Source organism: Bacillus sp. PK6-026 (genome assembly GCF_054161455.1).
In genome coordinates, this window is record NZ_CP096418.1 from 15,001 (window position 1) to 37,500 (window position 22,500).

Below are 22,500 nucleotides of genomic sequence, written 5' to 3' on the forward strand. Positions count from 1 at the left end.
TAAGCTGGTCTTTTTTGTTGTTTTCCTTTTTTTGAAGAAGCAGTTCAGCGATATAATAGGGGAACTTTGACTCGACTATATGTAAAAACTGCTGGATGATGACATAATCATCGCTAGCACTTTGAAGAAGAAGGTCATACCACCATTCAGTTTCATACCTGGCAATCATGCTTAAATTGTACGCAACCAAGTAATGCGCCAATATTTCCGGGAGCTTTAAAAAATGATCTCGTTCAGCCGGGAAATAGTATCCGTCTTGCTCCAAATCATAAAGCAATGTGGTCGAAGTGCTGGGACGGCATTCTTTATGAGCTGCAGAAAAAACCATTCCCTCTTTTTCCTCACGGCAGAAAGACCAGTTTAAATGGTATTCGATATGTTCGATGAAACGCTTTGATGACATATTGTAAGCATTGGGTGTCTCGCCAGGCAGCTTAATTATCCGGTCTTCGACGGCTGCTTTTACAATCGGATTTGGTTTTCTTTGAAATGCCAGCACTTTATTGATCTCCGGAATTTTCGCCAAAAGCTGTTTCATATTGAATCGTTCATCTTCCAATCCGGATAATTGGAAAAGGGATCTGATCACGTGCATACATAGGCCGTTCCTTTGGATTTTCACTTCATCTTCATAAAAGCGGTAATTTTGTTTTTTTCGTTTTCTTGTGGTCACGCCATGAGCAAGCACTGAAGTATGGCTGGGATAGGAAGGATCTGTCGTTAACAGGCAGGCTTTCAATAGCTGTGCCATGCCGTAAAATAATAAAATGGGTTTTATTTCTAACGTAGCGATTTTGGCTTGCTTGTAAAAAGCTTCTGCATGCTTAAGAAAAAAAATAAACCGCTCTCCGTTTTTATAAGAGTTTTTTTTGGCATCTTCCATTCCTTGATTTTTATATACCATTTCAAGAAAATGCTGGGCTGTTTCGACCGAATAAAACAGCTTTAAATCCTTCCATCCTTTATCTTGCATGTACTCCACTTCCCTTATGGTTATTTTCTAAAAATTACAACTGTTTCCCGCTTTCTTGACAGTGGGTATTCAAGTTGATAATCTACATATAATATTTTGCCGAAAAGAGGGGGATTTACTAATGTGGGAAAGCAAATTTTCGAAAGAAGGCTTAACATTTGATGATGTATTGCTCGTTCCGGCTAAATCGGAGGTACTTCCGCGCGACGTGGATTTATCGGTTGAGCTTACACCGTCCCTTAAGCTGAATGTTCCAATTATTAGTGCAGGCATGGATACAGTGACAGAAGCTCAAATGGCCATCGCGATGGCACGGCAGGGCGGATTGGGCATTATCCACAAAAACATGTCGATTGAACAGCAGGCTGAGCAGGTTGACAAAGTCAAACGTTCAGAGCGGGGCGTCATTACAAATCCGTTTTTCCTGACGCCAGAGCACCAAGTTTTTGATGCAGAACATTTGATGGGCAAATACAGAATTTCCGGTGTTCCGATTGTTGACAATGAAGAGGATCAGAAGCTGGTTGGAATTATTACAAACCGTGATCTGCGATTTATTTCTGATTACTCCATGAAAATCAGCGATGTTATGACAAAAGAAGAGCTTGTTACGGCTCCTGTTGGTACAACCCTGGATGAAGCGGAAAAAATTCTTCAAAAATACAAGATCGAAAAACTCCCTCTTTTAGATGATCAAGGTGTTTTAAAAGGGCTTATTACGATTAAAGACATTGAAAAAGTAATCGAATTCCCGAATTCAGCGAAAGATGTTCACGGCCGCCTATTGGTTGGAGCAGCGGTTGGTGTAACAGGCGACACAATGACACGCGTCAGAAAGCTTGTGGAAGCCAATGTCGATGTGATCGTCGTTGATACCGCGCACGGCCATTCACAAGGTGTCTTGGATACCGTTAAGAAAATCCGCGACACTTATCCTGAATTAAATATCATTGCCGGCAACGTCGCAACTGCCGAAGGAACAAAAGCGCTTATCGAAGCCGGAGCAAATGTAGTTAAAGTCGGTATCGGACCGGGTTCTATTTGTACAACCCGCGTAGTGGCCGGTGTCGGTGTTCCGCAAGTGACAGCGATTTACGATTGTGCGACTGAAGCAAGAAAACACGGTGCGGCGATTATTGCAGACGGCGGCATCAAGTTTTCCGGAGATATCGTCAAAGCCTTGGCTGCCGGCGGACATGCCGTCATGCTTGGAAGCCTTCTTGCCGGAACATCCGAAAGCCCAGGCGAGACTGAAATCTACCAAGGCAGACGCTTTAAAGTTTATCGCGGTATGGGTTCAGTAGCTGCAATGGAAAAAGGAAGCAAAGACCGCTACTTCCAAGAGGAAAACAAAAAATTCGTTCCGGAAGGCATTGAGGGCCGTACGCCTTATAAAGGTCCGGTTGCTGACACAGTTTATCAGCTTGTCGGCGGTTTGAAATCCGGCATGGGGTACTGTGGAACAAAAGATTTGCACGCACTGAGGGAAGATGCGCAGTTCATCCGCATGACAGGCGCAGGCCTGCGGGAAAGCCATCCTCACGATGTACAAATTACCAAAGAATCGCCTAACTATACCATTTCCTAATCAAATATGACAAAAATTAAACCGTAGACAGAGTAATACTCTGTCTATTTTTTTTTGCTTCCTTATGATAAAATTTATAATGTTGTGTTTGAAAAATGTCTTAAAAGGCTTTGATATAGATTATTAGTCTGATGAAAAGCGGAGGTATCACGATTTGAAAAGCAAGAGAATAAAGCAGCTGATCATGTTGATCGTTGCTTTTGCCGTGACTGTAGGTGCATTTTCTCCTATGTCGACAGCAAAAGCCGCAAATGATCCAATTAATGTAGACGCGAAAGCAGCAATCTTGGTGGAAGCTTCATCGGGGAAAATTTTGTACAGCAAAAATGCCGATCAGCGTCTTCCTGTTGCCAGCATGGCCAAAATGATGACGGAGTATCTTCTGTTGGAAGCGATTCACGAAGGCAAAGTGAAATGGGATCAGAAGTACACGCCTGACGATTATGTATACGAGATTTCCCAAGATCGTTCATTATCGAATGTTCCTCTTCGTAAAGACGGATCATACACTGTAAAAGAGCTTTATCAGGCGACTGCAATTTACTCTGCAAACGCGGCGGCTATTGCACTTTCTGAAATCGTTGCCGGTTCTGAATCAAAGTTCGTAGAGTTAATGAATAAAAAAGCCAAAGAGCTTGGAATGAAAGATTTCAAATTTGTGAATGCTACAGGTTTGGAAAACAAGGATCTTCACGGCAAACATCCGAGCGGAACAAATGCCAATGAAGAAAATGAAGTATCTGCGAGAGACATGGCGCTCCTTGCCGATCATTTAGTAAGCGATTATCCTGAAATCCTCGATACGGCGAGCATTGCCAAAACGAAGTTCAGAAAAGGCACAGACGATGAAATGGACATGCCGAACTGGAACTTTATGCTGAAAGGCCTAGTTCAGGAATATAAAGGTGTGGACGGGCTGAAAACCGGCTCAACGGACTCTGCCGGATCATGCTTTACGGCTACTGCCGAAAGAAACGGCATGAGAGTGATTTCCGTCGTTATGAATGCGAAAGGCGACCTTCATACGGGACGATTTAAAGAAACGAAAAAAATGCTTGATTATGCATTTGATAACTTCACGATGAAAGAGTTTTACGCAAAAGGCGCACAAGTGAAAGGCAACGAAACGGTCACAGTCGACAAAGGGAAAGAAACTGAAGTCGGCGTCGTAACGGAAAAAGCCTTTTCAATGCCTGTGAAGAACGGTGAAGAAAAGAATTACAAGGCGAAAGTGACGCTGAACAAAGACGAGCTGACCGCACCTGTTAAAAAAGGTGAAAAAGTCGGTACCTTGACGGCCTCCTATAAGGGAGAAGAAAAGGACTACGGATTTCTCGGCAGCGATGTATCAGGTGTAAACCTCGTGACAAAAGAAGATGATGAGAAAGCAAATTGGTTTATTTTAACGATGAGAAGCATCGGCGGCTTTTTTGCCGGTATTTGGAACAGCATTGTTGAAATGGTAACCGGCTGGTTTTAATCAATAAAGGGCTCTATCTGATAGGGCTCTTTATTGTCATATTCAGATAGAATTACCATTTACAATCCTAACAATTTGTTATTAAAATAGAAATAATCTTCGTGTTTTTCATATGATTTTGTGGAATTATAGGATACAATAGGATTAAATCTGACAATTCAATCTTTGATTAGGGGGATCCTTGAAATGGCTCAAACAGGTACTGATCGCGTAAAACGCGGTATGGCAGAAATGCAGAAAGGCGGCGTCATTATGGACGTTGTCAATGCCGAACAAGCAAAAATCGCAGAAGAAGCAGGAGCCGTCGCAGTCATGGCGCTGGAGCGCGTTCCGGCTGATATCCGTGCGGCAGGCGGAGTTGCCCGCATGGCAGATCCGACAATTGTCGAAGAAGTGATGAACGCTGTTTCAATCCCGGTTATGGCGAAAGCCCGCATCGGGCATATCGTTGAAGCGCGTGTTCTTGAAGCGCTCGGCGTTGACTATATTGATGAAAGTGAAGTTTTGACTCCTGCGGATGAAGAATTTCATTTAAATAAAAACGAATTTACCGTTCCATTTGTATGCGGATGCCGCGACCTCGGAGAAGCGACGCGCCGGATCGCAGAAGGAGCTTCAATGCTTCGTACGAAAGGCGAACCTGGTACGGGCAATATTGTGGAAGCTGTCCGCCATATGAGAAAGGTGAATGCTCAAGTGCGCAAAGTAGTCGGCATGAGCGATGACGAACTGATGACAGAAGCGAAAAACCTCGGCGCTCCGTATGAGCTGTTGAAGGAAATTAAAGCCGAAGGACGCCTTCCTGTTGTAAACTTTGCTGCCGGCGGTGTGGCAACACCTGCTGATGCTGCTTTAATGATGCAGCTTGGCGCTGACGGCGTATTCGTAGGGTCCGGTATTTTTAAATCCGACAACCCTGCTAAATTCGCGAAAGCAATCGTTGAAGCGACGACGCATTACACGGATTACAAACTGATTGCCGAGCTATCAAAAGAGCTTGGAACTGCGATGAAAGGGATTGAAATCTCAAATCTGCTGCCAGAACAGCGTATGCAAGAGCGCGGCTGGTAAACACGAAGGAGACGGATTGACATGCTGACAATTGGTGTACTTGGACTTCAGGGAGCAGTAAGAGAACATATTCGCTCAATTGAAGCATGCGGAGCAGCCGGAAAAATCATTAAGTGGCCGGAAGAGTTAAAGGAAATCGACGGTTTGATTTTGCCGGGAGGGGAAAGCACGACGATGAGGCGCCTCATCGATACGTATCAGTTTATGAAGCCCCTTCAGGAGTTTGCCGCATCCGGAAAGCCGGTATTTGGAACTTGTGCTGGGCTGATTATCCTGGCGAAGAATATCGCCGGAGCGAATGATGCCCATCTTGGTGTTCTGGATGTAACCGTCGAACGGAATTCCTTTGGAAGACAAGTGGACAGCTTTGAAGCGGATTTAACCGTTAAAGGACTTGACGAACCGTTTACAGGCGTATTTATCCGCGCTCCGCACATTTTGGAAGCGGGCGCAGATGTGGAAGTGCTTTCGGAGCACAACGGTAGAATCGTCGCTGCCAAACAAGGAAATCTGCTGGGCTGTTCTTTCCACCCTGAACTGACGGATGACCATAGAATGACGAAATTATTTGTCGAGATGGCGGAAAAGCATAAACAGGAAGCCGTCGTATAAAACGGTTGAAAGCTGTTAAAACTTGTAGTACATTTATAAGACAATATAGATCGAAAAGCGTTGATAGGAAGCAGTAGGAAGCCTCTCTTTCCAAGAGAGCCGATGGTTGGTGCGAATCGGCGAAAGATGCTGTCCGAATCCATCCTTGAGCGAAATGCTGAACAGTCAAAGTAGGCATTTACGGGAGAACCGTTATCAAAATGAAGCGGAAAACAGGAGGAAGACGCCTGTTTTCAATCAGGGTGGCAACGCGAGAGCTCTCGTCCCTTATATTTAGGGGACAAGGGCTCTTTTTTTCGGTCAAATCAGTATAAAAGGAGCGAGGCAGATGCTTGATATCAAACTGCTGCGGGCAAATTTGGAGGAAATCAAACAAAAGCTTGCCCACAGAGGAGAAGATTTATCAGATTTTGATCAATTTGAGGAATTGGATACAAAGAGAAGAGAATTGATCGTCAAAGTGGAAGAGCTGAAAGGAAAGCGCAATGAGGTATCTCAGCAGGTTGCCGCTTTAAAGCGCGAGAAAAAAGATGCTGACCACCTCATTAAAGAAATGCGCGAAGTCGGTGAAGACATTAAAAAACTTGATGAAGAGCTGAGAACGGTCGAATCTTCACTTGATAAAATCATGCTGTCTATCCCGAATATCCCCCATGAGTCTGTTCCGGTCGGTGAGACTGAAGACGACAACGTGGAAGTTCGCAAATGGGGCGAACTCCCCGGATTTTCATTTGAGCCGAAGCCTCATTGGGATATTGCCGATCAGTTGGATATTCTTGATTTTGAGCGGGCAGGCAAGGTTACGGGAAGCCGTTTCGTTTTCTATAAAGGGCTAGGCGCCAGACTTGAACGGGCATTGTATAACTTTATGCTTGATCTTCACGTAGACGAGTACGGCTATACGGAAGTCATCCCGCCGTACATGGTGAACCGCGCAAGCATGACAGGCACCGGACAGCTGCCGAAATTTGAGGAAGATGCCTTTAAAATCAGGGAAGAAGATTATTTCTTAATTCCGACGGCAGAAGTGCCAATTACGAACCTGCATCGCGATGAAATTTTGTCAGCTGCCGAGTTGCCGATCAATTATGCGGCGTTCAGTGCGTGCTTCCGTTCAGAAGCAGGCTCAGCTGGCCGTGATACGCGCGGTTTGATTCGCCAGCACCAATTTAACAAGGTTGAACTGGTGAAATTCGTGAAGCCTGAGGATTCATATGAAGAGCTTGAAAAGCTGACAAATCAAGCGGAGAAAGTTCTTCAGCTGCTTGAGCTTCCTTATCGTGTGATGAGCATGTGTACGGGCGATCTAGGATTTACCGCTGCGAAAAAATACGATATCGAAGTATGGATTCCAAGCCAAAACACATATCGTGAAATTTCATCTTGCAGTAACTTCGAAGCTTTCCAGGCGAGACGGGCGAATATCAGATTCAGAAGGGAAGCAAAAGGAAAGCCTGAGCATGTCCATACGTTAAACGGCTCCGGCTTGGCTGTCGGCAGAACGGTTGCCGCATTATTGGAAAATTACCAGCAGGAGGACGGGAGCGTCATCATTCCTAAAGCGCTTCGTCCATACATGGGGAACAGAGATGTTATTCAACCATAAAAAGTGCGCGCCAAGAGGCGCGCTTTTTTTTATGCGAGAGACCAGACGGCGGCTACATTTCGGGCACAGCGCGTAAGATTTGAACTTCCATCGGCAAGGGCGTTTTCCAAGGAGCTGATCCCTGGCACAATCGAAAAGAGAGCGGAAATGCCGATATCATAAACAAGCTCGCAGCCTTCACCGAGCGATCCGGCAAATGCAATAACGGGAATATTCTCGCTGCAGGCGCGTTTTGCGACGCCGGCTGGCGTTTTTCCGCTGACTGTTTGGCCGTCTATTTTTCCCTCACCCGTAATGACAAGATCGGCTCCTTTAATACGTTCGGAAAAAGACAAAGTATCTAAAACAATATCAACTCCGCTTTTTAATTCCGCTTTTAAAAAGGCACAGAGGCCTGCTCCTAATCCTCCGGCCGCTCCTGCTCCCGGAATTGAATCGATTTCGCACCCCAGCTCTGCTTTGACTGCAGCAGCATAATGTTTTAAGTTTTGATCCAAAAGAGCAGTCATTTCACTGTTCGCCCCTTTTTGCGGCCCAAATACGGCGGAGGCTCCGCGAGGTCCCGTAAGAGGATTATCGACATCACAGGCGGCTTCAAAGTGGATATGCTTTAACTGAGGATTGAGGCCGCTCACATCGATCTTGGCAATCTCAGCTAATGCACCGCCCCCATTTTCAATCTCTTCTCCATTGCGGTTTAGAAACTTCACACCCAGTGCTGCAGCCATTCCCGCTCCGCCGTCATTTGTCGCACTTCCGCCGAGTCCGATGATGATGTTGGACACCCCTTTTTTCGCAGCATTGAGAATCAGTTCTCCGGTTCCTCTCGTTGTCGTTAACAGGGGATTCCGCTGTTCAGGGGGCACGAGGTGAAGGCCTGACGCTTCAGCCATTTCGATGACAGCCGTTTTTCCGTCGCCAAGCAGGCCGTAAGCCGCCTTTACCGGCTTCCCGAGAGGGCCTGTGACTGTTTGCTGTACGATGTCTCCTCCGGTGGCGTCAATCAGAGCTTGAACGGTTCCTTCGCCTCCATCAGCAACCGGAATGTTGACGTATTCGGCGTCAGGCAGAACCGCTTTAAAGCCTTTTTCAATGCTTTTAGCCGCCTCAAGCGATGTCATGCTTTCTTTAAATGAATCAGGTGCGATTACGATTTTCATGGTACCTGCTCCTTTTTAAATAAAGAATTGAAAAATTCCAAAAATCAAAGTTGAGATAATGGTTAGGATTAATCCGATGACTGACTCATATGGAATCAGCTTTAACCGTTCTTTCATGGACATGAAGACGCTGCCTCCCGTCGTATGAAAAAAGCTTCCGTGAGGCAGGTGATCGAGCACCGTTGCTCCGGCGTGAATCATTGCCGCACCTGCGAGGCCGGCGACGCCAAGATCAAGCAATGTCGGGCCGAATACGCTGCTGGCGACAGCTGTGCCGGCGGTTGTTGAGGCGGTTGCCATCGACATCAGCATGCCGGAAATGGGAGCTAAGAGAAACGACGGCAGACCCAAGCCGACAAGGGTGTCGGTAATGAAAGAATTGAGTTGGGAGTTGGCGATGATTCCCGCAAGCGTTCCAGTCCCGATCAGCATCACGGCAACACCTGACATCTTCGACAATCCTGAAGCGGCAAAATCCTTCAGTTTGCCCGCTTGTCCCGATGCAATCGCAGTGACGAGGCCTCCCGCCGGCAAAGCGATAATTGGATCAATCGTAATACCTGCCACGGGCCTTAAGGCGAGCAACAGGATGGAGACCATCGGACCGCTGATCGCCGCCCAAAATGCCGGCAGTTGTTGAGCCGTTTGGGTTTCAATCTCATTTGCAGCTACTCCTGTTCCTTTATTTGAAAGGCGTTTTGCTAGTAAATAAGTGGCGCCCAGTCCAAATATAGCGGGGATGATCCCGGCGGCCATCACGGATGTCAAAGGGATGTGAAAGGCATCTGAAGCAGCAATGGCATTAGGGTTTGGCGACATAATATTGCCCGCTTTTCCTCCGCCGATCATCGCCAACAGAATGGCCGCTTTGCTGATAAAGGTCCGCCTTGCAATCGCAAGGGAGATCGGTGCGACTGTGATGACGGCGACATCGACGAATACGCCGACCGTTGTTAAGATGGCTGTCGCCAATGTTAAAGCAAGCAGCGCTCTTTTTTCTCCAATTTTATTGACAATGGTTTCTGCAATCACCGCTGCGGAGCCGGATTGAATCAGAACGCCGGCGAGCACCCCTGCTGCCAAGATGCGGAGTACAGCAGGAATCATGTTTTTAGCACCCGCTATCATCAAATCCGTCGTCTCTATTAAATCTGCGCCGCCGATTAAGCCTCCGGCCAATGCGCCGATCATCATGCCGTAAGCCGGCGGGACTTTTTTCAGAATGAGAAAGATTGATATGGCTAATGCGCATAAGGCGCCTATTGCATTGATTTGAATATCCATCTGCATACCCTCCCTTACGTCCCATTGTAAACGCTTTCTGTGCAAGGGAGAATTGGTCAGGTATACGGATTTCGTTCCTTTATCCTATATTAAAATTGTTCATTTGCACAAAATGGTGAAAAAAGCGTAATGGCTGTATACAGTTTGAATAGGTCGTCAAATCGTTTTGGATTGCATCCTGTCGCTATTTCAACCTTTCTCAGCCGGTAGTTTAATGTATTGCGGTGAATAAAGAGTCTTGATGAAGTTTCCCCGATTTCGCCGTTTTCTTCTATATAGCAGAGGAGGGTATGGATTAATTCGCCCTTTTGATCTGCTTGGGAAAGGCGGTCCCAGATGTTTTGAAAATGAATCTCCTGATCCGGACGCTCTATTTTTGATAACAGAACGGGGATCGCAAACTCTCGATAATCGTATAAACTAGAGCTGTTTTTAGCAATCTTGAGCGTTTGTTTTGCACTTTGATAGGAGAATGGCAGCTGCTCAAGCTGATCCGCCTGTTCGCCAAGCGCGCCTCTGACCGTTTTCCATTGGCTGAGCCAGCCGTTCCAAGATGAAAAGAGATCAGCCCTGCTTTTAGCGGGAGCGCCTGCCAGAATAACTGTGATCTCTTTTAAAGAAATATTGGCGTACAAATCTTTCGCGGTTAAATGTTTTTCAAGTTTTTTAATAAATGCCGGCTTCATATCAGCGGATGGCAGCTCAAACACAAGACAAGTACGCTGGCCGTCTAGCGGTATATTCAATCGCTCCGCACGTTCAAGGAAGTCAAGGGATGCTAGGTCGGCCCCCTGAATCATTTGGATGACCGTTTCTTCCCGGAGCCTTTGATCCCATGTCAGCTGTTTTGTTAAAAATGCCTGTTCGACAGTCAGCTCTGCTGCCATTTTAACAAGTTCACCATATCGGCTGACTTCAGAAGGCGGCCCCGTGATTCCAATAACGCCGATTATTTCATCATGAAATACGATGGGAAGGTTTACGCCGGGCTTTGTTCCCGTTAAAGCCGAGCATTCTTCAGGCGAGATGCTGATAACCCTTTCAGCTGCAAGTGCGTCCTTCGCTCCGGCGTGTTCATCACCAATTCTCGAGCGGTCTCCTGAGGCGATGATAACCCCGTTTTCATCCATCATATTAATGTTATGCCGAATAATCGACATGGTCCTGTCGACAATTTCCTCCGCCAATTCTTTTGATAGATAATTCATTTCATCATGCTCCTGCCTAAGATCTTGTTTTAAATGGTGATTGTTCCCTCGATCCAGCCTTTCATGAATGGTTTTAAAGAAGATGCGGCCCATATTCGGCTGTCGTCTATATGATTCCAAACATAAATATCATTTTTCCGTATAGAGCCGTTAAAAATCGAATAAGCAAATAAATCGCCATTGCCCGCACCTGCTATAAATAACAGACAATCGCACGGCTTAAAACAGTCGGTGCTTCTCATGTCTAGATTCTCTTCTATCATTCTGTATGCAGGCCAAATGAGACTGATCCCCGAATGTATCATTAATGCCGTCTGTCGTTTTTAAAAGGCTGACCAGTTCATCTGGAAAAGAGACGCCAAGGAGTTCTTCTGCTTTCTGAAGCTCCTCTGTTTCAATAGGTCTGTTCAGCGTGTAATCTTGAGGTAAACGTTCTATAAAATGTTTCCACAATGCTATCACCCTTTGCGTTTATCATTATTTTTGCATATAATGAGAAGCGTGAACAATAAAATAAATTTTTTATGAAAAAATCTCTTGACTTAAAAAGATAGGACATGTTATATTAATTCTTGTCGATACGGAGGAATACCCAAGTCTGGCTGAAGGGATCGGTCTTGAAAACCGACAGGGGTGTCAAAGCCCGCGGGGGTTCGAATCCCTCTTCCTCCGCCATTATTGATTTGCATTTTAGTGATTGACTAAGCATAAATTGGAGATTGTGTTGCCGCTGCCTGGATAGGGCAGCGGTTTTTTTATATGCACAAGCAAAAAAAGAGCGGCTCTTCATGGGAATCCGCTCTTTTTGCTTGTTTATCTTTGAATAGCTTCACTGATTTTTTCAATGATTGGATCGAGGGAGGCAGAGTTGTTGAACAGATCGTATTCATCAATATTGACTCTGACAACCGGACAGGCGTTAAAGCCGCTGATCCAGTTTTCGTACCTTGTGTACATTTCTTCCCAATACGATCTGTCGGTTAACATTTCCATTTCTCGTCCGCGTTTTTTGATGCGGTCGAGAATCGATTCCAAATCGCCCTCCAAATAGACTAAAACGTCGGGGCGGGGGAAGTAAGGCGTCATGACCATCGCTTCAAACAGGCTTGTATACGTCTTATAATCGACTTTTGACATTGTGCCTTTATCGGCGTGCATTTTGGCGAAAATGCCTGTATCTTCATAAATTGAACGGTCTTGAACAAATCCGCCGCCCGATTCGTAAATGTATTTTTGCTCTTTGAAGCGTTCCGCTAAGAAGAAAATTTGCAGGTGAAAGCTCCAGCGTTCAAAGTCTTGGTAAAAAGCCTCCAAATAAGGGTTGTTCACAACCTCTTCAAGGGAAGTTTTAAATCCGAGTCTTTTTGCAAGCTCTTTTGTCAATGTGGATTTCCCCACTCCTACCGTTCCGGCAACAGTAATGATAGCATCTTTCGGAATAGCATATACACTCATTCTATATACTCCTTTACTTGATCGGCAATTCGATTGAAAACGGCTTCGGAGATCACGAAGTCTTCCTGATCTCCGTTAATTTCAATAACGGGTATTGGCGGATCGGATTCTTTAAATTGCTTAATGGCAGCATCATAATCATTGATGAGCTGTTCCAGATATTGCTTGTCCATTTCCTGTTCAAACGGCCGTCCGCGTTTTTTGATCCGTTCCAATAACGTCGGAAGGCTTGCTTTTATGTAAATGATGACGTTTGGTTTCGGCAGATCTTCTGTAAGCAGATGATAAATTTTTCTGTATTTCTCAAGTTTTTTGCCTTCCAGCGTCCGTTCAGCAAAAATGAGGTTTTTATAAATATGATAGTCCGAAACAACGGGTATGTGGTGATGCAAATACTTCTTTTCGGTATCTTCAAGCTGCTTATAGCGATTGCAGAGGAAAAACATCTCAAGCTGAAAGCTCCATTCATCTTTGTCATCATAAAATTTATCAAGAAAAGGGTTTTCTTCGACGATTTCTTTAACCAAAGAGAGTGAGAGCTTTTCGGAGAGCATGCTGGCCAAGGTTGTTTTTCCCGCGCCGATGGGGCCTTCGACAGCGATGAAAGGGGCTGTGTTCATAGGTGTCCTCCTACTAAAGAAATTCATTTGTGAACCATACATATTGTATCACATCATCATCTTCTGCCATGAAAAAAACGTTCCTTTAACTTGGGAACGTTTCTTTCACAACATTAAATTGATCGGCTATCAAGAGCCAGTTTTGCGGGAAGGACAGGCCGAGCTTCCAATAGCTGATTCCCCTTAAATTCAATTCCCTAATCAGATCAAACTTTGCCTGAATCGAGCGGGCGTCTTCAAACCATACCTCATGCTGTTTGCCGGCATTGTCCGTATAGCGGAAGAAAGGAGCCTGGGCTGTTTCATCGTACTGTATCGCCGCATTGTTTTCACTCGCGATTGCAATTGCCCGCTGGGGACTGATTGCTCTGGCCAGCTGCCCGCCTGGCGTATAGGGGAGCGTCCAGTCATAACCGTACAAGTTCTGGCCCATGACGATTTTGCTGGCGGGCATTTCCGTGAGTGCGTATTCGATCACATCCCGTACGGGTCCGATCGGCGATACCGCCATCGGCGGCCCTCCGCTGTAGCCCCACTCATATGTCATCAGTACGACGAAATCGACAATCTCTCCGTGAGCCCGGTAATCATGGGCCTCATACCATTGTCCGGGCTGATCCGCTCTCGTTTTAGGCGCAAGCGCGGTTGAGATGAACCAGCCTTCCGGTTTGAAGCGGGCCCGTGCATCCCGTAAAAATTGATTATAGGCTTCTCTGTCTTCAGGCCTTAAGTATTCAAAATCAAAGTGGATGTCTTTAAAACCGTATCTTCTGGCGGCTGCAACAATGTTATCAAGCAATCTGTTTTTTACATTCTGGTCCGTCAAAATGATTCTGCCGAGTTCGTCGCTGAAAGCTTCATTTTCGAGATTGGTGACGATCATCATCATCGTAGTCCGATGTCTGTCTGCAATTTCTTTTAAGTTGTTCAGCGGCGGTTCTTCGAGTGTGCCGTCCCGCTTCGCCTGGAAGCTGAAAGCACCCAAATAGGTCAAGTATGGCGAAGCCTCTCTTGCCGCCTGCTGTAGAGCGGGGCTGACGCTTTCTCCCCGCGGTTCGATATAAGCGTTTGTTTCAATGTTCCGTTTTGGCCGAGGGGGGATATAAAGCAGCAGCCCGACAGGCAAAATAGCGCTAACCTGAATGCGGTTGATCCTTGCCAGTTCAGCCGGAGAAATATTAAAGCGGGCTCCGATTGATGCTAATGTATCTCCTTGTCTGACCTCATAAAACTCGCCGGCGATCGGTATCACGATAGTTTGTCCGACAACAAGCCGATTCGGGTTCGGAATTTCATTCGTCGCGACAATTTCATTAACTGTTGTTCGGTAGCGATTCGCGATTTGATAAAGGGAATCGCCTCTTTTCACGACATAAATCTGAATGGGAAACGCCTCCTTTCTCATTGCTACCACTATATGAAGAAAGGAAGTGTTTCATGCTCAAGTTTCGGCGGTGATCTCTTTTGCCGTCGTAATATTGGCGAACAGAACATTTTCCATCATCGTCAACGCATATTTGTTGTCTTTTTCATTATTTGAGGCAATGCAATCGTGCGGAATCGTGATATCGTACTCCCTCATATAAGCGTCGTTTGCCGTAAATAACACGCAAATATTGCCTGCGATTCCCGTAATAATCAAATGGTCGACATGAAGTTCATTCAGCAATGTTTCAAGGGCGGTGCCGTAAAAAGCTGAGTGCTTTGGTTTGATTAAGAAATAATCGTTGTTATTCGGTGCGAGCCGGTCGATGATATATTCGCTTCTGTCGTTTTTGCATTTCTTGATAATGGCAGCAATATCCGCTTGCCAAATTCCAAAGTGGTCATTAATGTATATGATAGGCCATTTCTTTTTGGCTGCGTGTTCTTTTAATGCCAGAAGATGCTCGGTCATGTTTCTGGTCTTTTTGGAAAGAACGTCACCCATATCGAATTGAAAATCATTAATGATGTCGACTATAATGAGAGCTGAATTGGACAATGCGATTGTCTCCTTTCAGATTGCATATTCCTTTAACTATAAGTTAGCCTATTCTGTCGGGCGAAAAACATTGAAAGAGTGCATGCGGATGACACAAGACGAGTTTTATATGAAAGAAGCGATCAATGAAGCGAGAAAAGCTGAAGAAAAAGGCGAAGTGCCGATTGGCGCCGTACTGGTTCTGGATGGCGAAATTATTGCCCGCGCCCATAATTTGCGGGAAACCGAGCAAAGATCGGTTGCCCACGCAGAGATGCTCGTTATTGAAGAGGCATGCCGGAAGCTGGGAACCTGGCGGCTGGAGAGATCTGTTCTTTACGTTACCCTTGAGCCATGTCCGATGTGCGCCGGAGCGGCCGTTCTCTCCAGAATCGACAAAGTGGTGTTCGGAGCGTCTGATCCGAAAGGCGGCTGTGCGGGGACTTTGATGAATCTCCTGCAGGAAGAGAGATTCAATCATCAGGCTGAAGCCGTAAGCGGCGTAATGGAAGAAGAATGCGGCAGGATGCTAAGCGATTTTTTCAGAAAGCTCCGCGCAAAAAAGAAAGCGGAAAAGAAAAGGGAGCTGTGATGACGGAAATTTGCAATTTAGGGTGAAACAAGTTATACTAATGAGTGCGTCACATGAAGACGCAGCTTAAATAATTTGATATTTATTTTGCCGTGCTAAGCGGGGAGGTAGCGGTGCCCTGTACTCGCAATCCGCTCGAGCGAGGCCGAATCCCTTTCTCGAGGTTCGTTTACTTTAAGGTCTGCCTTAAGCAAGTGGTGTTGACGCTTGGGTCCTGCGCAATGGGAATCCATGAACCATGTCAGGTCCGGAAGGAAGCAGCATTAAGTGGAACCTTCCATGTGCCGCAGGGTTGCCTGGGCTGAGCTAACTGCTTAAGTAACGCTTAGGGTAGCGAATCGACAGAAGGTGCACGGTAAATCAATCATCAAATTAAGAACTCATCTATTTTAATATAGATGAGTTTTTTTCTTAAGAAGAGCTTTTGGATTTGAAAGCTGCTTCATGTATAATGGAAATGATGAAAACAAGAGGAGGGCGTGTTTGTGAGTTACCAGGCTTTATATAGAGTGTTCAGGCCGCAGTTGTTTGAAGATGTAGTCGGTCAGGAGCACATCACGAAAACGTTGCAAAATGCCCTTTTACAAAAGAAATTTTCGCACGCTTATCTGTTTTCCGGACCGAGGGGAACGGGAAAAACAAGCGCCGCAAAACTGTTTGCCAAAGCTGTCAACTGTGAGCACGCTCCGGTCAGTGAACCGTGCAATGAATGCTCCGCGTGCAAAGGCATTACAAACGGTTCGATTTCAGATGTAATTGAAATTGACGCCGCTTCTAACAACGGTGTAGATGAAATACGCGACATCCGCGACAAGGTGAAATTTGCCCCGTCTGCCGTCACGTATAAAGTATATATCATAGATGAAGTACATATGCTTTCTATCGGCGCATTCAACGCCCTTCTAAAAACGCTTGAAGAGCCGCCGGAACATTGTATCTTTATTCTCGCAACAACAGAGCCTCATAAAATTCCTTTAACGATTATTTCTAGATGTCAGCGATTTGATTTTAAGAGGATTACCTCACAGGCAATTGTCGGACGAATGGAAAAAATCGTCGAAGCTGAACAGTTCAAGGTGCAGGATGGCGCCTTAGACATCATCGCCAGTGCTGCCGACGGCGGCATGAGGGATGCGCTGAGCCTGCTCGATCAGGCTGTATCATTCAGCGGAGATGAGCTGACGGTGGATGATGCGCTGCTGATAACAGGGGCTGTGTCACAGCACTATATTGGAAAGCTCGCCTCAACCCTCCACGAAAAAAATGTTTCCGGTGCTTTGGAAACATTGAACGAACTGCTTCAGCAGGGAAAAGACCCGGCAAAATTAATCGAGGATATGATTTTCTACTTCAGGGATATGCTTCTTTATCAAACGGCGCCTGATTTAGAAGGCGTTCTTGAAAAGGTGAAGGTGGACGAAGAGTTCCAAGCTCTGTCCCGGCAAATTCCTGCACCAGACCTTTACGAAATGATCGATATATTAAATAAAAGCCATCAGGAAATGAAATGGACGAACCATCCGCGTATCTTCTTTGAAGTTGCAGTTGTGAAGCTCTGCCAGGGACCAAAAGCAGGGGCATCCGCGGCCGCCCAGCCGGAAGTGGATAATCTCGTCAACAAGGTTCGGCAGCTTGAGCAGGAGATTGAGAAGCTTAAAACACAAGGTGTACAGGTTTCTTCGGCTCCCGCCCAGCCTAAAGAAACGTCCCGTCCGCAAAAAAGCGTGAAAAGCGCATATAAAGCGCCTGTCGGCCGTATTCATGAAATATTAAAAGATGCTACAAGACCGGACCTCGAAAAATTGAAGGGCTGCTGGGGACAATTGCTTGCCCAGCTTAAACAGCAGAATAAAGTATCGCATGCTGCCCTTTTAAATGACAGCGAGCCGGTGGCTGCATCTTCAAAAGCATTTGTCCTCGCATTCAAATACGAAATTCACTGTAAAATGGTAGCTGAAGACAATAATGGAGTCAGGACAAATCTGGAGCAAATTTTGGATGGAATGCTCGGCGGAAGGATAGATATAGTTGGCGTTCCCGAAGCCCAATGGGGTAAAATAAGAGAAGAATTTCTGCAGGATCATCAGCCGGAAGATTCTGAAGCAAATGAACCGAAAGAAGAAGATCCGCTCGTATCAGAAGCTAAAAAACTGTTCGGAGCGGAACTGATTGAAATTAAAGAATAAAAACATGAAAGAGAGTGGATTTGAGTATGCGCGGTGGAATGGGTAACATGCAGAAAATGATGAAGCAAATGCAAAAAATGCAAAAGGATATGCAAAAGGCACAGGAGGAACTGGCAGAAAAAGTACTCGAAGGTACTGCGGGCGGCGGAATGGTGACTGTTAAGGTAAACGGCCAAAAAGAAGTCATCGACGTCATCATCAAAGAGGAAGTCGTAGACCCTGAAGATGTTGAAATGCTTCAAGATCTTGTCCTTGCAGCGACAAACGATGCTTTGAAAAAAGTCGACGATGTAACAAATGAAACGATGGGTAAGTTTACAAAAGGAATGAACATGCCGGGTTTATTCTAGGAGGAAAATAAGAATGCAGTATCCTGAACCAATATCAAAGCTGATTGACAGCTTTATGAAATTGCCAGGAATCGGACCCAAGACGGCGGTCCGTCTGGCTTTTTTTGTTCTTAGTATGAAAGAAGACGTCGTGTTAGATTTTGCAAAAGCATTGGTAAACGCAAAGCGCAATTTGACATATTGCTCGGTTTGCGGACATATAACAGATCAAGATCCTTGCTATATTTGTGAAGATACGAGAAGAGACAAATCGGTCATATGTGTTGTTCAGGATCCGAAAGATGTCATTGCTATGGAGAAAATGAAGGAATACAGCGGACTGTACCATGTTTTGCATGGTGCGATTTCTCCGATGGACGGCATCGGTCCGGAAGATATTAAAATACCCGAATTGCTGAAACGGTTGCAGGATGATCAGGTGACTGAAGTCATTCTCGCGACAAACCCGAATATAGAAGGAGAAGCAACGGCCATGTACATTTCAAGGCTTTTAAAGCCGTCTGGTATCAAGCTGTCACGAATTGCCCATGGACTTCCGGTCGGAGGCGATTTGGAGTATGCAGATGAAGTCACTCTTTCTAAAGCGCTTGAAGGCAGACGTGAAATGTAGAGGGAGGAGATTGCATTACCATGGGTTTTCTTCGGAAAAAGAAGCTTAGAAAAGAATTTGATAACAAGCTGATTGAACAGCTGATCCATCAAAAGGAAGAATGGAGCAGGCAAAAGCGGCTGATTGAAAACAGTCTTGAGCCTTCGCCAGAAGTTCTTTACGAATTAAAGGTTGCCGAGTCAAAGTACTTTTTTTATTTACGGGAAGCAAAAAAAAGAAATATAAGGATCGGCAGCTGGAAGTAGCAGGTCTATTCGCATGATTCCCATCATATGCTTGTACAAGAACGAGCGAGGAGTGATGGAATTCATGGGATCTGTTATCTTTATCGGGGCAATTGTCGCTTTGGTTGCCCTGTTGTTTTTTTCAAAAACATCATTTAAACCTTTGCGATTAATCGGAAGAATAGCGGTTAGATTTGTAGTCGGCGCTTTGTTTTTATTCTGTGTGAATCTGTTTGGCGAGAGCGTGGGCATTCACGTGCCGATTAATATTGTAACAACCGGAGTGAGCGGATTATTGGGGGTTCCCGGTGTAGCAGCTCTTATTGTTATTAAACAATTTATCGCAATATAATTTCTTGTTGACAATTTTATTTAAAGGTGTTAAATTAGTATTCGTCGCTGATGACGAATAATTTTTTCGAAAAAAAGTTGTTGACGACATCACGATTAAATGTTAAGATATTATAGTCGCTTTGAGAGCGGCGATGAAGTTCTTTGAAAACTAAACAAGACAAACGTACCTGTTAATTCATTAAATAAATCGCACATGCGAATGTGCGTAGTCAGGGGCCTGCACGATGCAGGTCATGCAGATGTTGTCACAGGATGTGACGAACTTAATCTACGCTCCATTATTTCATGGAGAGTTTGATCCTGGCTCAGGACGAACGCTGGCGGCGTGCCTAATACATGCAAGTCGAGCGGACAGATGGGAGCTTGCTCCCTGATGTCAGCGGCGGACGGGTGAGTAACACGTGGGTAACCTGCCTGTAAGACTGGGATAACTCCGGGAAACCGGGGCTAATACCGGATGCTTAATTGAACCGCATGGTTCAATTATAAAAGGTGGCTTCGGCTATCACTTACAGATGGACCCGCGGCGCATTAGCTAGTTGGTGAGGTAACGGCTCACCAAGGCAACGATGCGTAGCCGACCTGAGAGGGTGATCGGCCACACTGGGACTAAGACACGGCCCAGACTCCTACGGGAGGCAGCAGTAGGGAATCTTCCGCAATGGACGAAAGTCTGACGGAGCAACGCCGCGTGAGTGATGAAGGTTTTCGGATCGTAAAACTCTGTTGTTAGGGAAGAACAAGTACCGTTCGAATAGGGCGGTACCTTGACGGTACCTAACCAGAAAGCCACGGCTAACTACGTGCCAGCAGCCGCGGTAATACGTAGGTGGCAAGCGTTGTCCGGAATTATTGGGCGTAAAGCGCGCGCAGGCGGTTTCTTAAGTCTGATGTGAAAGCCCCCGGCTCAACCGGGGAGGGTCATTGGAAACTGGGGAACTTGAGTGCAGAAGAGGAGAGTGGAATTCCACGTGTAGCGGTGAAATGCGTAGAGATGTGGAGGAACACCAGTGGCGAAGGCGACTCTCTGGTCTGTAACTGACGCTGAGGCGCGAAAGCGTGGGGAGCGAACAGGATTAGATACCCTGGTAGTCCACGCCGTAAACGATGAGTGCTAAGTGTTAGAGGGTTTCCGCCCTTTAGTGCTGCAGCAAACGCATTAAGCACTCCGCCTGGGGAGTACGGTCGCAAGACTGAAACTCAAAGGAATTGACGGGGGCCCGCACAAGCGGTGGAGCATGTGGTTTAATTCGAAGCAACGCGAAGAACCTTACCAGGTCTTGACATCCTCTGACAACCCTAGAGATAGGGCTTCCCCTTCGGGGGCAGAGTGACAGGTGGTGCATGGTTGTCGTCAGCTCGTGTCGTGAGATGTTGGGTTAAGTCCCGCAACGAGCGCAACCCTTGATCTTAGTTGCCAGCATTCAGTTGGGCACTCTAAGGTGACTGCCGGTGACAAACCGGAGGAAGGTGGGGATGACGTCAAATCATCATGCCCCTTATGACCTGGGCTACACACGTGCTACAATGGGCAGAACAAAGGGCAGCGAAGCCGCGAGGCTAAGCCAATCCCACAAATCTGTTCTCAGTTCGGATCGCAGTCTGCAACTCGACTGCGTGAAGCTGGAATCGCTAGTAATCGCGGATCAGCATGCCGCGGTGAATACGTTCCCGGGCCTTGTACACACCGCCCGTCACACCACGAGAGTTTGTAACACCCGAAGTCGGTGAGGTAACCTTTTGGAGCCAGCCGCCGAAGGTGGGACAGATGATTGGGGTGAAGTCGTAACAAGGTAGCCGTATCGGAAGGTGCGGCTGGATCACCTCCTTTCTAAGGATATTATACGGAATATAAGACCTTGCGGTCTTATAGACAGGTGCGTTTAGATCTTGTTTAGTTTTGAAGGAACTTCCTTCATATGAATCAAAAGATGGGCCTGTAGCTCAGCTGGTTAGAGCGCACGCCTGATAAGCGTGAGGTCGGTGGTTCGAGTCCACTCAGGCCCACCATCTTTATATACGGGGCCTTAGCTCAGCTGGGAGAGCGCCTGCTTTGCACGCAGGAGGTCAGCGGTTCGATCCCGCTAGGCTCCACCAACGTGTTCTTTGAAAACTAGATAACAGTAGACATCACATTCAATTAGTAATGCAAGATATCACGTAGTGATTCTTTTTAACGGTTAAGTTAGAAAGGGCGCACGGTGGATGCCTTGGCACTAGGAGCCGATGAAGGACGGGACGAACACCGATATGCTTCGGGGAGCTGTAAGCAAGCTTTGATCCGGAGATTTCCGAATGGGGAAACCCACTGCTCGTAATGGAGCAGTATCCATATCTGAATTCATAGGATATGAGAAGGCAGACCCGGGGAACTGAAACATCTAAGTACCCGGAGGAAGAGAAAGCAAATGCGATTCCCTGAGTAGCGGCGAGCGAAACGGGAACAGCCCAAACCAAGAGGCTTGCCTCTTGGGGTTGTAGGACACTCTGTACGGAGTTACAAAGGAACGAGGTAGATGAAGAGGTCTGGAAAGGCCCGCCATAGGAGGTAACAGCCCTGTAGTCAAAACTTCGTTCTCTCCTGAGTGGATCCTGAGTACGGCGGAACACGTGAAATTCCGTCGGAATCCGGGAGGACCATCTCCCAAGGCTAAATACTCCCTAGTGACCGATAGTGAACCAGTACCGTGAGGGAAAGGTGAAAAGCACCCCGGAAGGGGAGTGAAAGAGATCCTGAAACCGTGTGCCTACAAGTAGTCAGAGCCCGTTAACGGGTGATGGCGTGCCTTTTGTAGAATGAACCGGCGAGTTACGATCCCGTGCAAGGTTAAGTTTGAAAAGACGGAGCCGCAGCGAAAGCGAGTCTGAATAGGGCGCATGAGTACGTGGTCGTAGACCCGAAACCAGGTGATCTACCCATGTCCAGGGTGAAGTTCAGGTAACACTGAATGGAGGCCCGAACCCACGCACGTTGAAAAGTGCGGGGATGAGGTGTGGGTAGGGGTGAAATGCCAATCGAACCTGGAGATAGCTGGTTCTCTCCGAAATAGCTTTAGGGCTAGCCTCAAGGTAAGAGTCTTGGAGGTAGAGCACTGATTGGACTAGGGGCCCCTACCGGGTTACCGAATTCAGTCAAACTCCGAATGCCAAAGACTTATCCTTGG

At 46.4% G+C, this 22,500-nt stretch carries 21 protein-coding genes, 3 tRNA genes, 2 rRNA genes, 1 other RNA gene and 1 other annotated feature (2 of these 28 cut by a window edge); of the genes, 17 read left to right on the forward strand and 10 right to left on the reverse strand.

All coding sequences use genetic code 11. The features are described 5' to 3' along the window. On the reverse strand, positions 1 to 973 hold the 5' portion of the coding sequence (locus tag M1D59_RS00065; RefSeq protein WP_458117703.1) for a YaaC family protein. Its footprint begins 5 nt before the window's first position; 973 of the gene's 978 nt are visible here — the first part of the coding sequence; it begins with the start codon at positions 971 to 973; its stop codon lies off the left edge, out of view. A gap of 121 nt (positions 974 to 1,094) precedes the next feature. On the opposite strand from M1D59_RS00065, the gene guaB reads away from it, so the two are divergent. The 5 genes from guaB to serS all read left to right on the forward strand — a co-directional run bounded on the left by guaB (position 1,095) and on the right by serS (position 7,330). Continuing rightward, positions 1,095 to 2,561 (forward strand): IMP dehydrogenase, encoded by a 1,467-nt coding sequence (gene guaB / locus M1D59_RS00070; protein ID WP_020449769.1) that lies wholly within the window; start codon positions 1,095 to 1,097, stop codon positions 2,559 to 2,561. Between the two features lie 184 nt (positions 2,562 to 2,745). After that, complete coding sequence (gene dacA, locus M1D59_RS00075; RefSeq protein WP_031305058.1) at positions 2,746 to 4,041, forward strand: D-alanyl-D-alanine carboxypeptidase; 1,296 nt, start codon at positions 2,746 to 2,748, stop codon at positions 4,039 to 4,041. Positions 4,042 to 4,227: 186 nt separating this feature from the next. Beyond that, positions 4,228 to 5,112: a pyridoxal 5'-phosphate synthase lyase subunit PdxS gene (gene pdxS / locus M1D59_RS00080; protein WP_020449771.1), complete on the forward strand. Its 885-nt coding sequence runs from the start codon at positions 4,228 to 4,230 to the stop codon at positions 5,110 to 5,112. Positions 5,113 to 5,133: 21 nt separating this feature from the next. Further along, on the forward strand, positions 5,134 to 5,724 hold the full coding sequence (gene pdxT / locus M1D59_RS00085; RefSeq protein WP_020449772.1) for a pyridoxal 5'-phosphate synthase glutaminase subunit PdxT: 591 nt from the start codon (positions 5,134 to 5,136) through the stop codon (positions 5,722 to 5,724). Positions 5,725 to 5,775: 51 nt separating this feature from the next. Continuing rightward, positions 5,776 to 5,995, forward strand: a binding site (T-box leader). Positions 5,996 to 6,052: 57 nt separating this feature from the next. Beyond that, entirely contained in the window at positions 6,053 to 7,330 is a 1,278-nt protein-coding gene (gene serS / locus M1D59_RS00090; protein WP_025810897.1) for a serine--tRNA ligase, read from the forward strand. Between the two features lie 29 nt (positions 7,331 to 7,359). Here the strand turns inward: serS and M1D59_RS00095 are convergent, their stop codons facing one another. From M1D59_RS00095 to M1D59_RS00115, 5 genes are all read right to left on the reverse strand, one after another. Next, positions 7,360 to 8,490, reverse strand: a complete 1,131-nt coding sequence (locus M1D59_RS00095) for a glycerate kinase (protein ID WP_101562007.1) — start codon at positions 8,488 to 8,490, stop codon at positions 7,360 to 7,362. A gap of 15 nt (positions 8,491 to 8,505) precedes the next feature. Further along, on the reverse strand, positions 8,506 to 9,774 hold the full coding sequence (locus M1D59_RS00100; protein ID WP_458117704.1) for a GntP family permease: 1,269 nt from the start codon (positions 9,772 to 9,774) through the stop codon (positions 8,506 to 8,508). An 89-nt stretch (positions 9,775 to 9,863) separates the two neighbouring features. Next, complete coding sequence (locus tag M1D59_RS00105) at positions 9,864 to 10,982, reverse strand: CdaR family transcriptional regulator (RefSeq protein ID WP_256164714.1); 1,119 nt, start codon at positions 10,980 to 10,982, stop codon at positions 9,864 to 9,866. 29 nt (positions 10,983 to 11,011) lie between these two features. Further along, on the reverse strand, positions 11,012 to 11,287 hold the full coding sequence (locus tag M1D59_RS00110) for an SMI1/KNR4 family protein (RefSeq protein WP_458117705.1): 276 nt from the start codon (positions 11,285 to 11,287) through the stop codon (positions 11,012 to 11,014). Beyond that, a complete protein-coding gene (locus M1D59_RS00115) occupies positions 11,202 to 11,435 on the reverse strand; it encodes an SMI1/KNR4 family protein (RefSeq protein WP_458117706.1) in 234 nt (77 codons plus the stop codon). Before M1D59_RS00115 ends, M1D59_RS00110 begins: the two co-directional genes overlap by 86 nt. A 129-nt stretch (positions 11,436 to 11,564) precedes the next feature. Between M1D59_RS00115 and M1D59_RS00120 the strand changes: the two genes are divergently transcribed. Next, positions 11,565 to 11,657 (forward strand) — tRNA-Ser (locus M1D59_RS00120). 138 nt (positions 11,658 to 11,795) lie between these two features. Here the strand turns inward: M1D59_RS00120 and M1D59_RS00125 are convergent. The 4 genes from M1D59_RS00125 to M1D59_RS00140 form a co-directional block, all read right to left on the reverse strand. Then, the gene (locus M1D59_RS00125) at positions 11,796 to 12,437 is read right to left on the reverse strand and encodes a deoxynucleoside kinase (protein WP_020449778.1); all 642 of its coding nucleotides are present in this window, start codon (positions 12,435 to 12,437) and stop codon (positions 11,796 to 11,798) included. Beyond that, positions 12,434 to 13,057: a deoxynucleoside kinase gene (locus tag M1D59_RS00130; RefSeq protein ID WP_020449779.1), complete on the reverse strand. Its 624-nt coding sequence runs from the start codon at positions 13,055 to 13,057 to the stop codon at positions 12,434 to 12,436. Before M1D59_RS00130 ends, M1D59_RS00125 begins: the two co-directional genes overlap by 4 nt. Positions 13,058 to 13,142: 85 nt before the next feature. Continuing rightward, positions 13,143 to 14,462 carry a glycoside hydrolase family 18 protein gene (locus M1D59_RS00135; protein WP_020449780.1) on the reverse strand — a complete coding sequence of 440 codons (1,320 nt, stop codon included), beginning with the start codon at positions 14,460 to 14,462 and terminating at the stop codon, positions 13,143 to 13,145. A gap of 36 nt (positions 14,463 to 14,498) precedes the next feature. Further along, positions 14,499 to 14,987 (reverse strand): cysteine hydrolase family protein, encoded by a 489-nt coding sequence (locus M1D59_RS00140; protein ID WP_229128912.1) that lies wholly within the window; start codon positions 14,985 to 14,987, stop codon positions 14,499 to 14,501. A gap of 142 nt (positions 14,988 to 15,129) precedes the next feature. Here M1D59_RS00140 and tadA point away from each other — a divergent pair, with 142 nt between their 5' ends. The 11 genes from tadA to M1D59_RS00195 form a co-directional block, all read left to right on the forward strand. Beyond that, the gene (tadA, locus tag M1D59_RS00145) at positions 15,130 to 15,612 is read left to right on the forward strand and encodes a tRNA adenosine(34) deaminase TadA (RefSeq protein WP_458118032.1); all 483 of its coding nucleotides are present in this window, start codon (positions 15,130 to 15,132) and stop codon (positions 15,610 to 15,612) included. Between the two features lie 90 nt (positions 15,613 to 15,702). Next, positions 15,703 to 15,968, forward strand: an RNA gene (gene ffs, locus M1D59_RS00150) — signal recognition particle sRNA large type. Between the two features lie 129 nt (positions 15,969 to 16,097). Beyond that, positions 16,098 to 17,798, forward strand: coding sequence for a DNA polymerase III subunit gamma/tau (dnaX, locus tag M1D59_RS00155; RefSeq protein WP_023856409.1), 1,701 nt, complete (start codon positions 16,098 to 16,100; stop codon positions 17,796 to 17,798). 26 nt (positions 17,799 to 17,824) lie between these two features. Further along, positions 17,825 to 18,148 carry a YbaB/EbfC family nucleoid-associated protein gene (locus M1D59_RS00160; RefSeq protein WP_023856408.1) on the forward strand — a complete coding sequence of 108 codons (324 nt, stop codon included), beginning with the start codon at positions 17,825 to 17,827 and terminating at the stop codon, positions 18,146 to 18,148. A 13-nt stretch (positions 18,149 to 18,161) separates the two neighbouring features. Next, positions 18,162 to 18,758: a recombination protein RecR gene (recR, locus tag M1D59_RS00165; RefSeq protein ID WP_020449786.1), complete on the forward strand. Its 597-nt coding sequence runs from the start codon at positions 18,162 to 18,164 to the stop codon at positions 18,756 to 18,758. A 20-nt stretch (positions 18,759 to 18,778) separates the two neighbouring features. Continuing rightward, on the forward strand, positions 18,779 to 19,003 hold the full coding sequence (locus M1D59_RS00170) for a YaaL family protein (protein ID WP_458117707.1): 225 nt from the start codon (positions 18,779 to 18,781) through the stop codon (positions 19,001 to 19,003). 64 nt (positions 19,004 to 19,067) lie between these two features. Next, positions 19,068 to 19,334: a pro-sigmaK processing inhibitor BofA family protein gene (locus M1D59_RS00175; RefSeq protein WP_025810906.1), complete on the forward strand. Its 267-nt coding sequence runs from the start codon at positions 19,068 to 19,070 to the stop codon at positions 19,332 to 19,334. A 284-nt stretch (positions 19,335 to 19,618) separates the two neighbouring features. Beyond that, positions 19,619 to 21,167, forward strand: a 16S ribosomal RNA gene (locus tag M1D59_RS00180). A 102-nt stretch (positions 21,168 to 21,269) separates the two neighbouring features. Then, positions 21,270 to 21,346, forward strand: a tRNA-Ile gene (locus M1D59_RS00185). An 11-nt stretch (positions 21,347 to 21,357) separates the two neighbouring features. Further along, a tRNA-Ala gene (locus M1D59_RS00190) sits at positions 21,358 to 21,433 on the forward strand. 81 nt (positions 21,434 to 21,514) lie between these two features. Further along, positions 21,515 to 22,500 (forward strand): 23S ribosomal RNA (locus tag M1D59_RS00195) (it continues 1,944 nt past the right edge of the window). Together the 16S and 23S rRNA genes with 2 tRNA genes alongside form the textbook arrangement of a ribosomal RNA operon.

Excerpts from the sequence above, each read along its gene's own strand:
- guaB (WP_020449769.1), top strand. The coding sequence starts at position 1,095 with ATGTGGGAAAGCAAATTTTCGAAAGAAGGCTTAACATTTGATGATGTA.
- dacA (WP_031305058.1), top strand. The coding sequence starts at position 2,746 with ATGTTGATCGTTGCTTTTGCCGTGACTGTAGGTGCATTTTCTCCTATG.
- pdxS (WP_020449771.1), top strand. The coding sequence starts at position 4,228 with ATGGCTCAAACAGGTACTGATCGCGTAAAACGCGGTATGGCAGAAATG.
- pdxT (WP_020449772.1), top strand. The coding sequence starts at position 5,134 with ATGCTGACAATTGGTGTACTTGGACTTCAGGGAGCAGTAAGAGAACAT.
- serS (WP_025810897.1), top strand. The coding sequence starts at position 6,053 with ATGCTTGATATCAAACTGCTGCGGGCAAATTTGGAGGAAATCAAACAA.
- M1D59_RS00095 (WP_101562007.1), bottom strand. The coding sequence starts at position 8,490 with ATGAAAATCGTAATCGCACCTGATTCATTTAAAGAAAGCATGACATCG.
- M1D59_RS00100 (WP_458117704.1), bottom strand. The coding sequence starts at position 9,774 with ATGGATATTCAAATCAATGCAATAGGCGCCTTATGCGCATTAGCCATA.
- M1D59_RS00105 (WP_256164714.1), bottom strand. The coding sequence starts at position 10,982 with ATGAATTATCTATCAAAAGAATTGGCGGAGGAAATTGTCGACAGGACC.
- M1D59_RS00110 (WP_458117705.1), bottom strand. The coding sequence starts at position 11,287 with ATGATACATTCGGGGATCAGTCTCATTTGGCCTGCATACAGAATGATA.
- M1D59_RS00125 (WP_020449778.1), bottom strand. The coding sequence starts at position 12,437 with ATGAGTGTATATGCTATTCCGAAAGATGCTATCATTACTGTTGCCGGA.
- M1D59_RS00130 (WP_020449779.1), bottom strand. The coding sequence starts at position 13,057 with ATGAACACAGCCCCTTTCATCGCTGTCGAAGGCCCCATCGGCGCGGGA.
- M1D59_RS00135 (WP_020449780.1), bottom strand. The coding sequence starts at position 14,462 with ATGAGAAAGGAGGCGTTTCCCATTCAGATTTATGTCGTGAAAAGAGGC.
- M1D59_RS00140 (WP_229128912.1), bottom strand. The coding sequence starts at position 14,987 with ATGGGTGACGTTCTTTCCAAAAAGACCAGAAACATGACCGAGCATCTT.
- tadA (WP_458118032.1), top strand. The coding sequence starts at position 15,130 with ATGACACAAGACGAGTTTTATATGAAAGAAGCGATCAATGAAGCGAGA.
- M1D59_RS00160 (WP_023856408.1), top strand. The coding sequence starts at position 17,825 with ATGCGCGGTGGAATGGGTAACATGCAGAAAATGATGAAGCAAATGCAA.
- recR (WP_020449786.1), top strand. The coding sequence starts at position 18,162 with ATGCAGTATCCTGAACCAATATCAAAGCTGATTGACAGCTTTATGAAA.
- M1D59_RS00170 (WP_458117707.1), top strand. The coding sequence starts at position 18,779 with ATGGGTTTTCTTCGGAAAAAGAAGCTTAGAAAAGAATTTGATAACAAG.
- M1D59_RS00175 (WP_025810906.1), top strand. The coding sequence starts at position 19,068 with ATGGGATCTGTTATCTTTATCGGGGCAATTGTCGCTTTGGTTGCCCTG.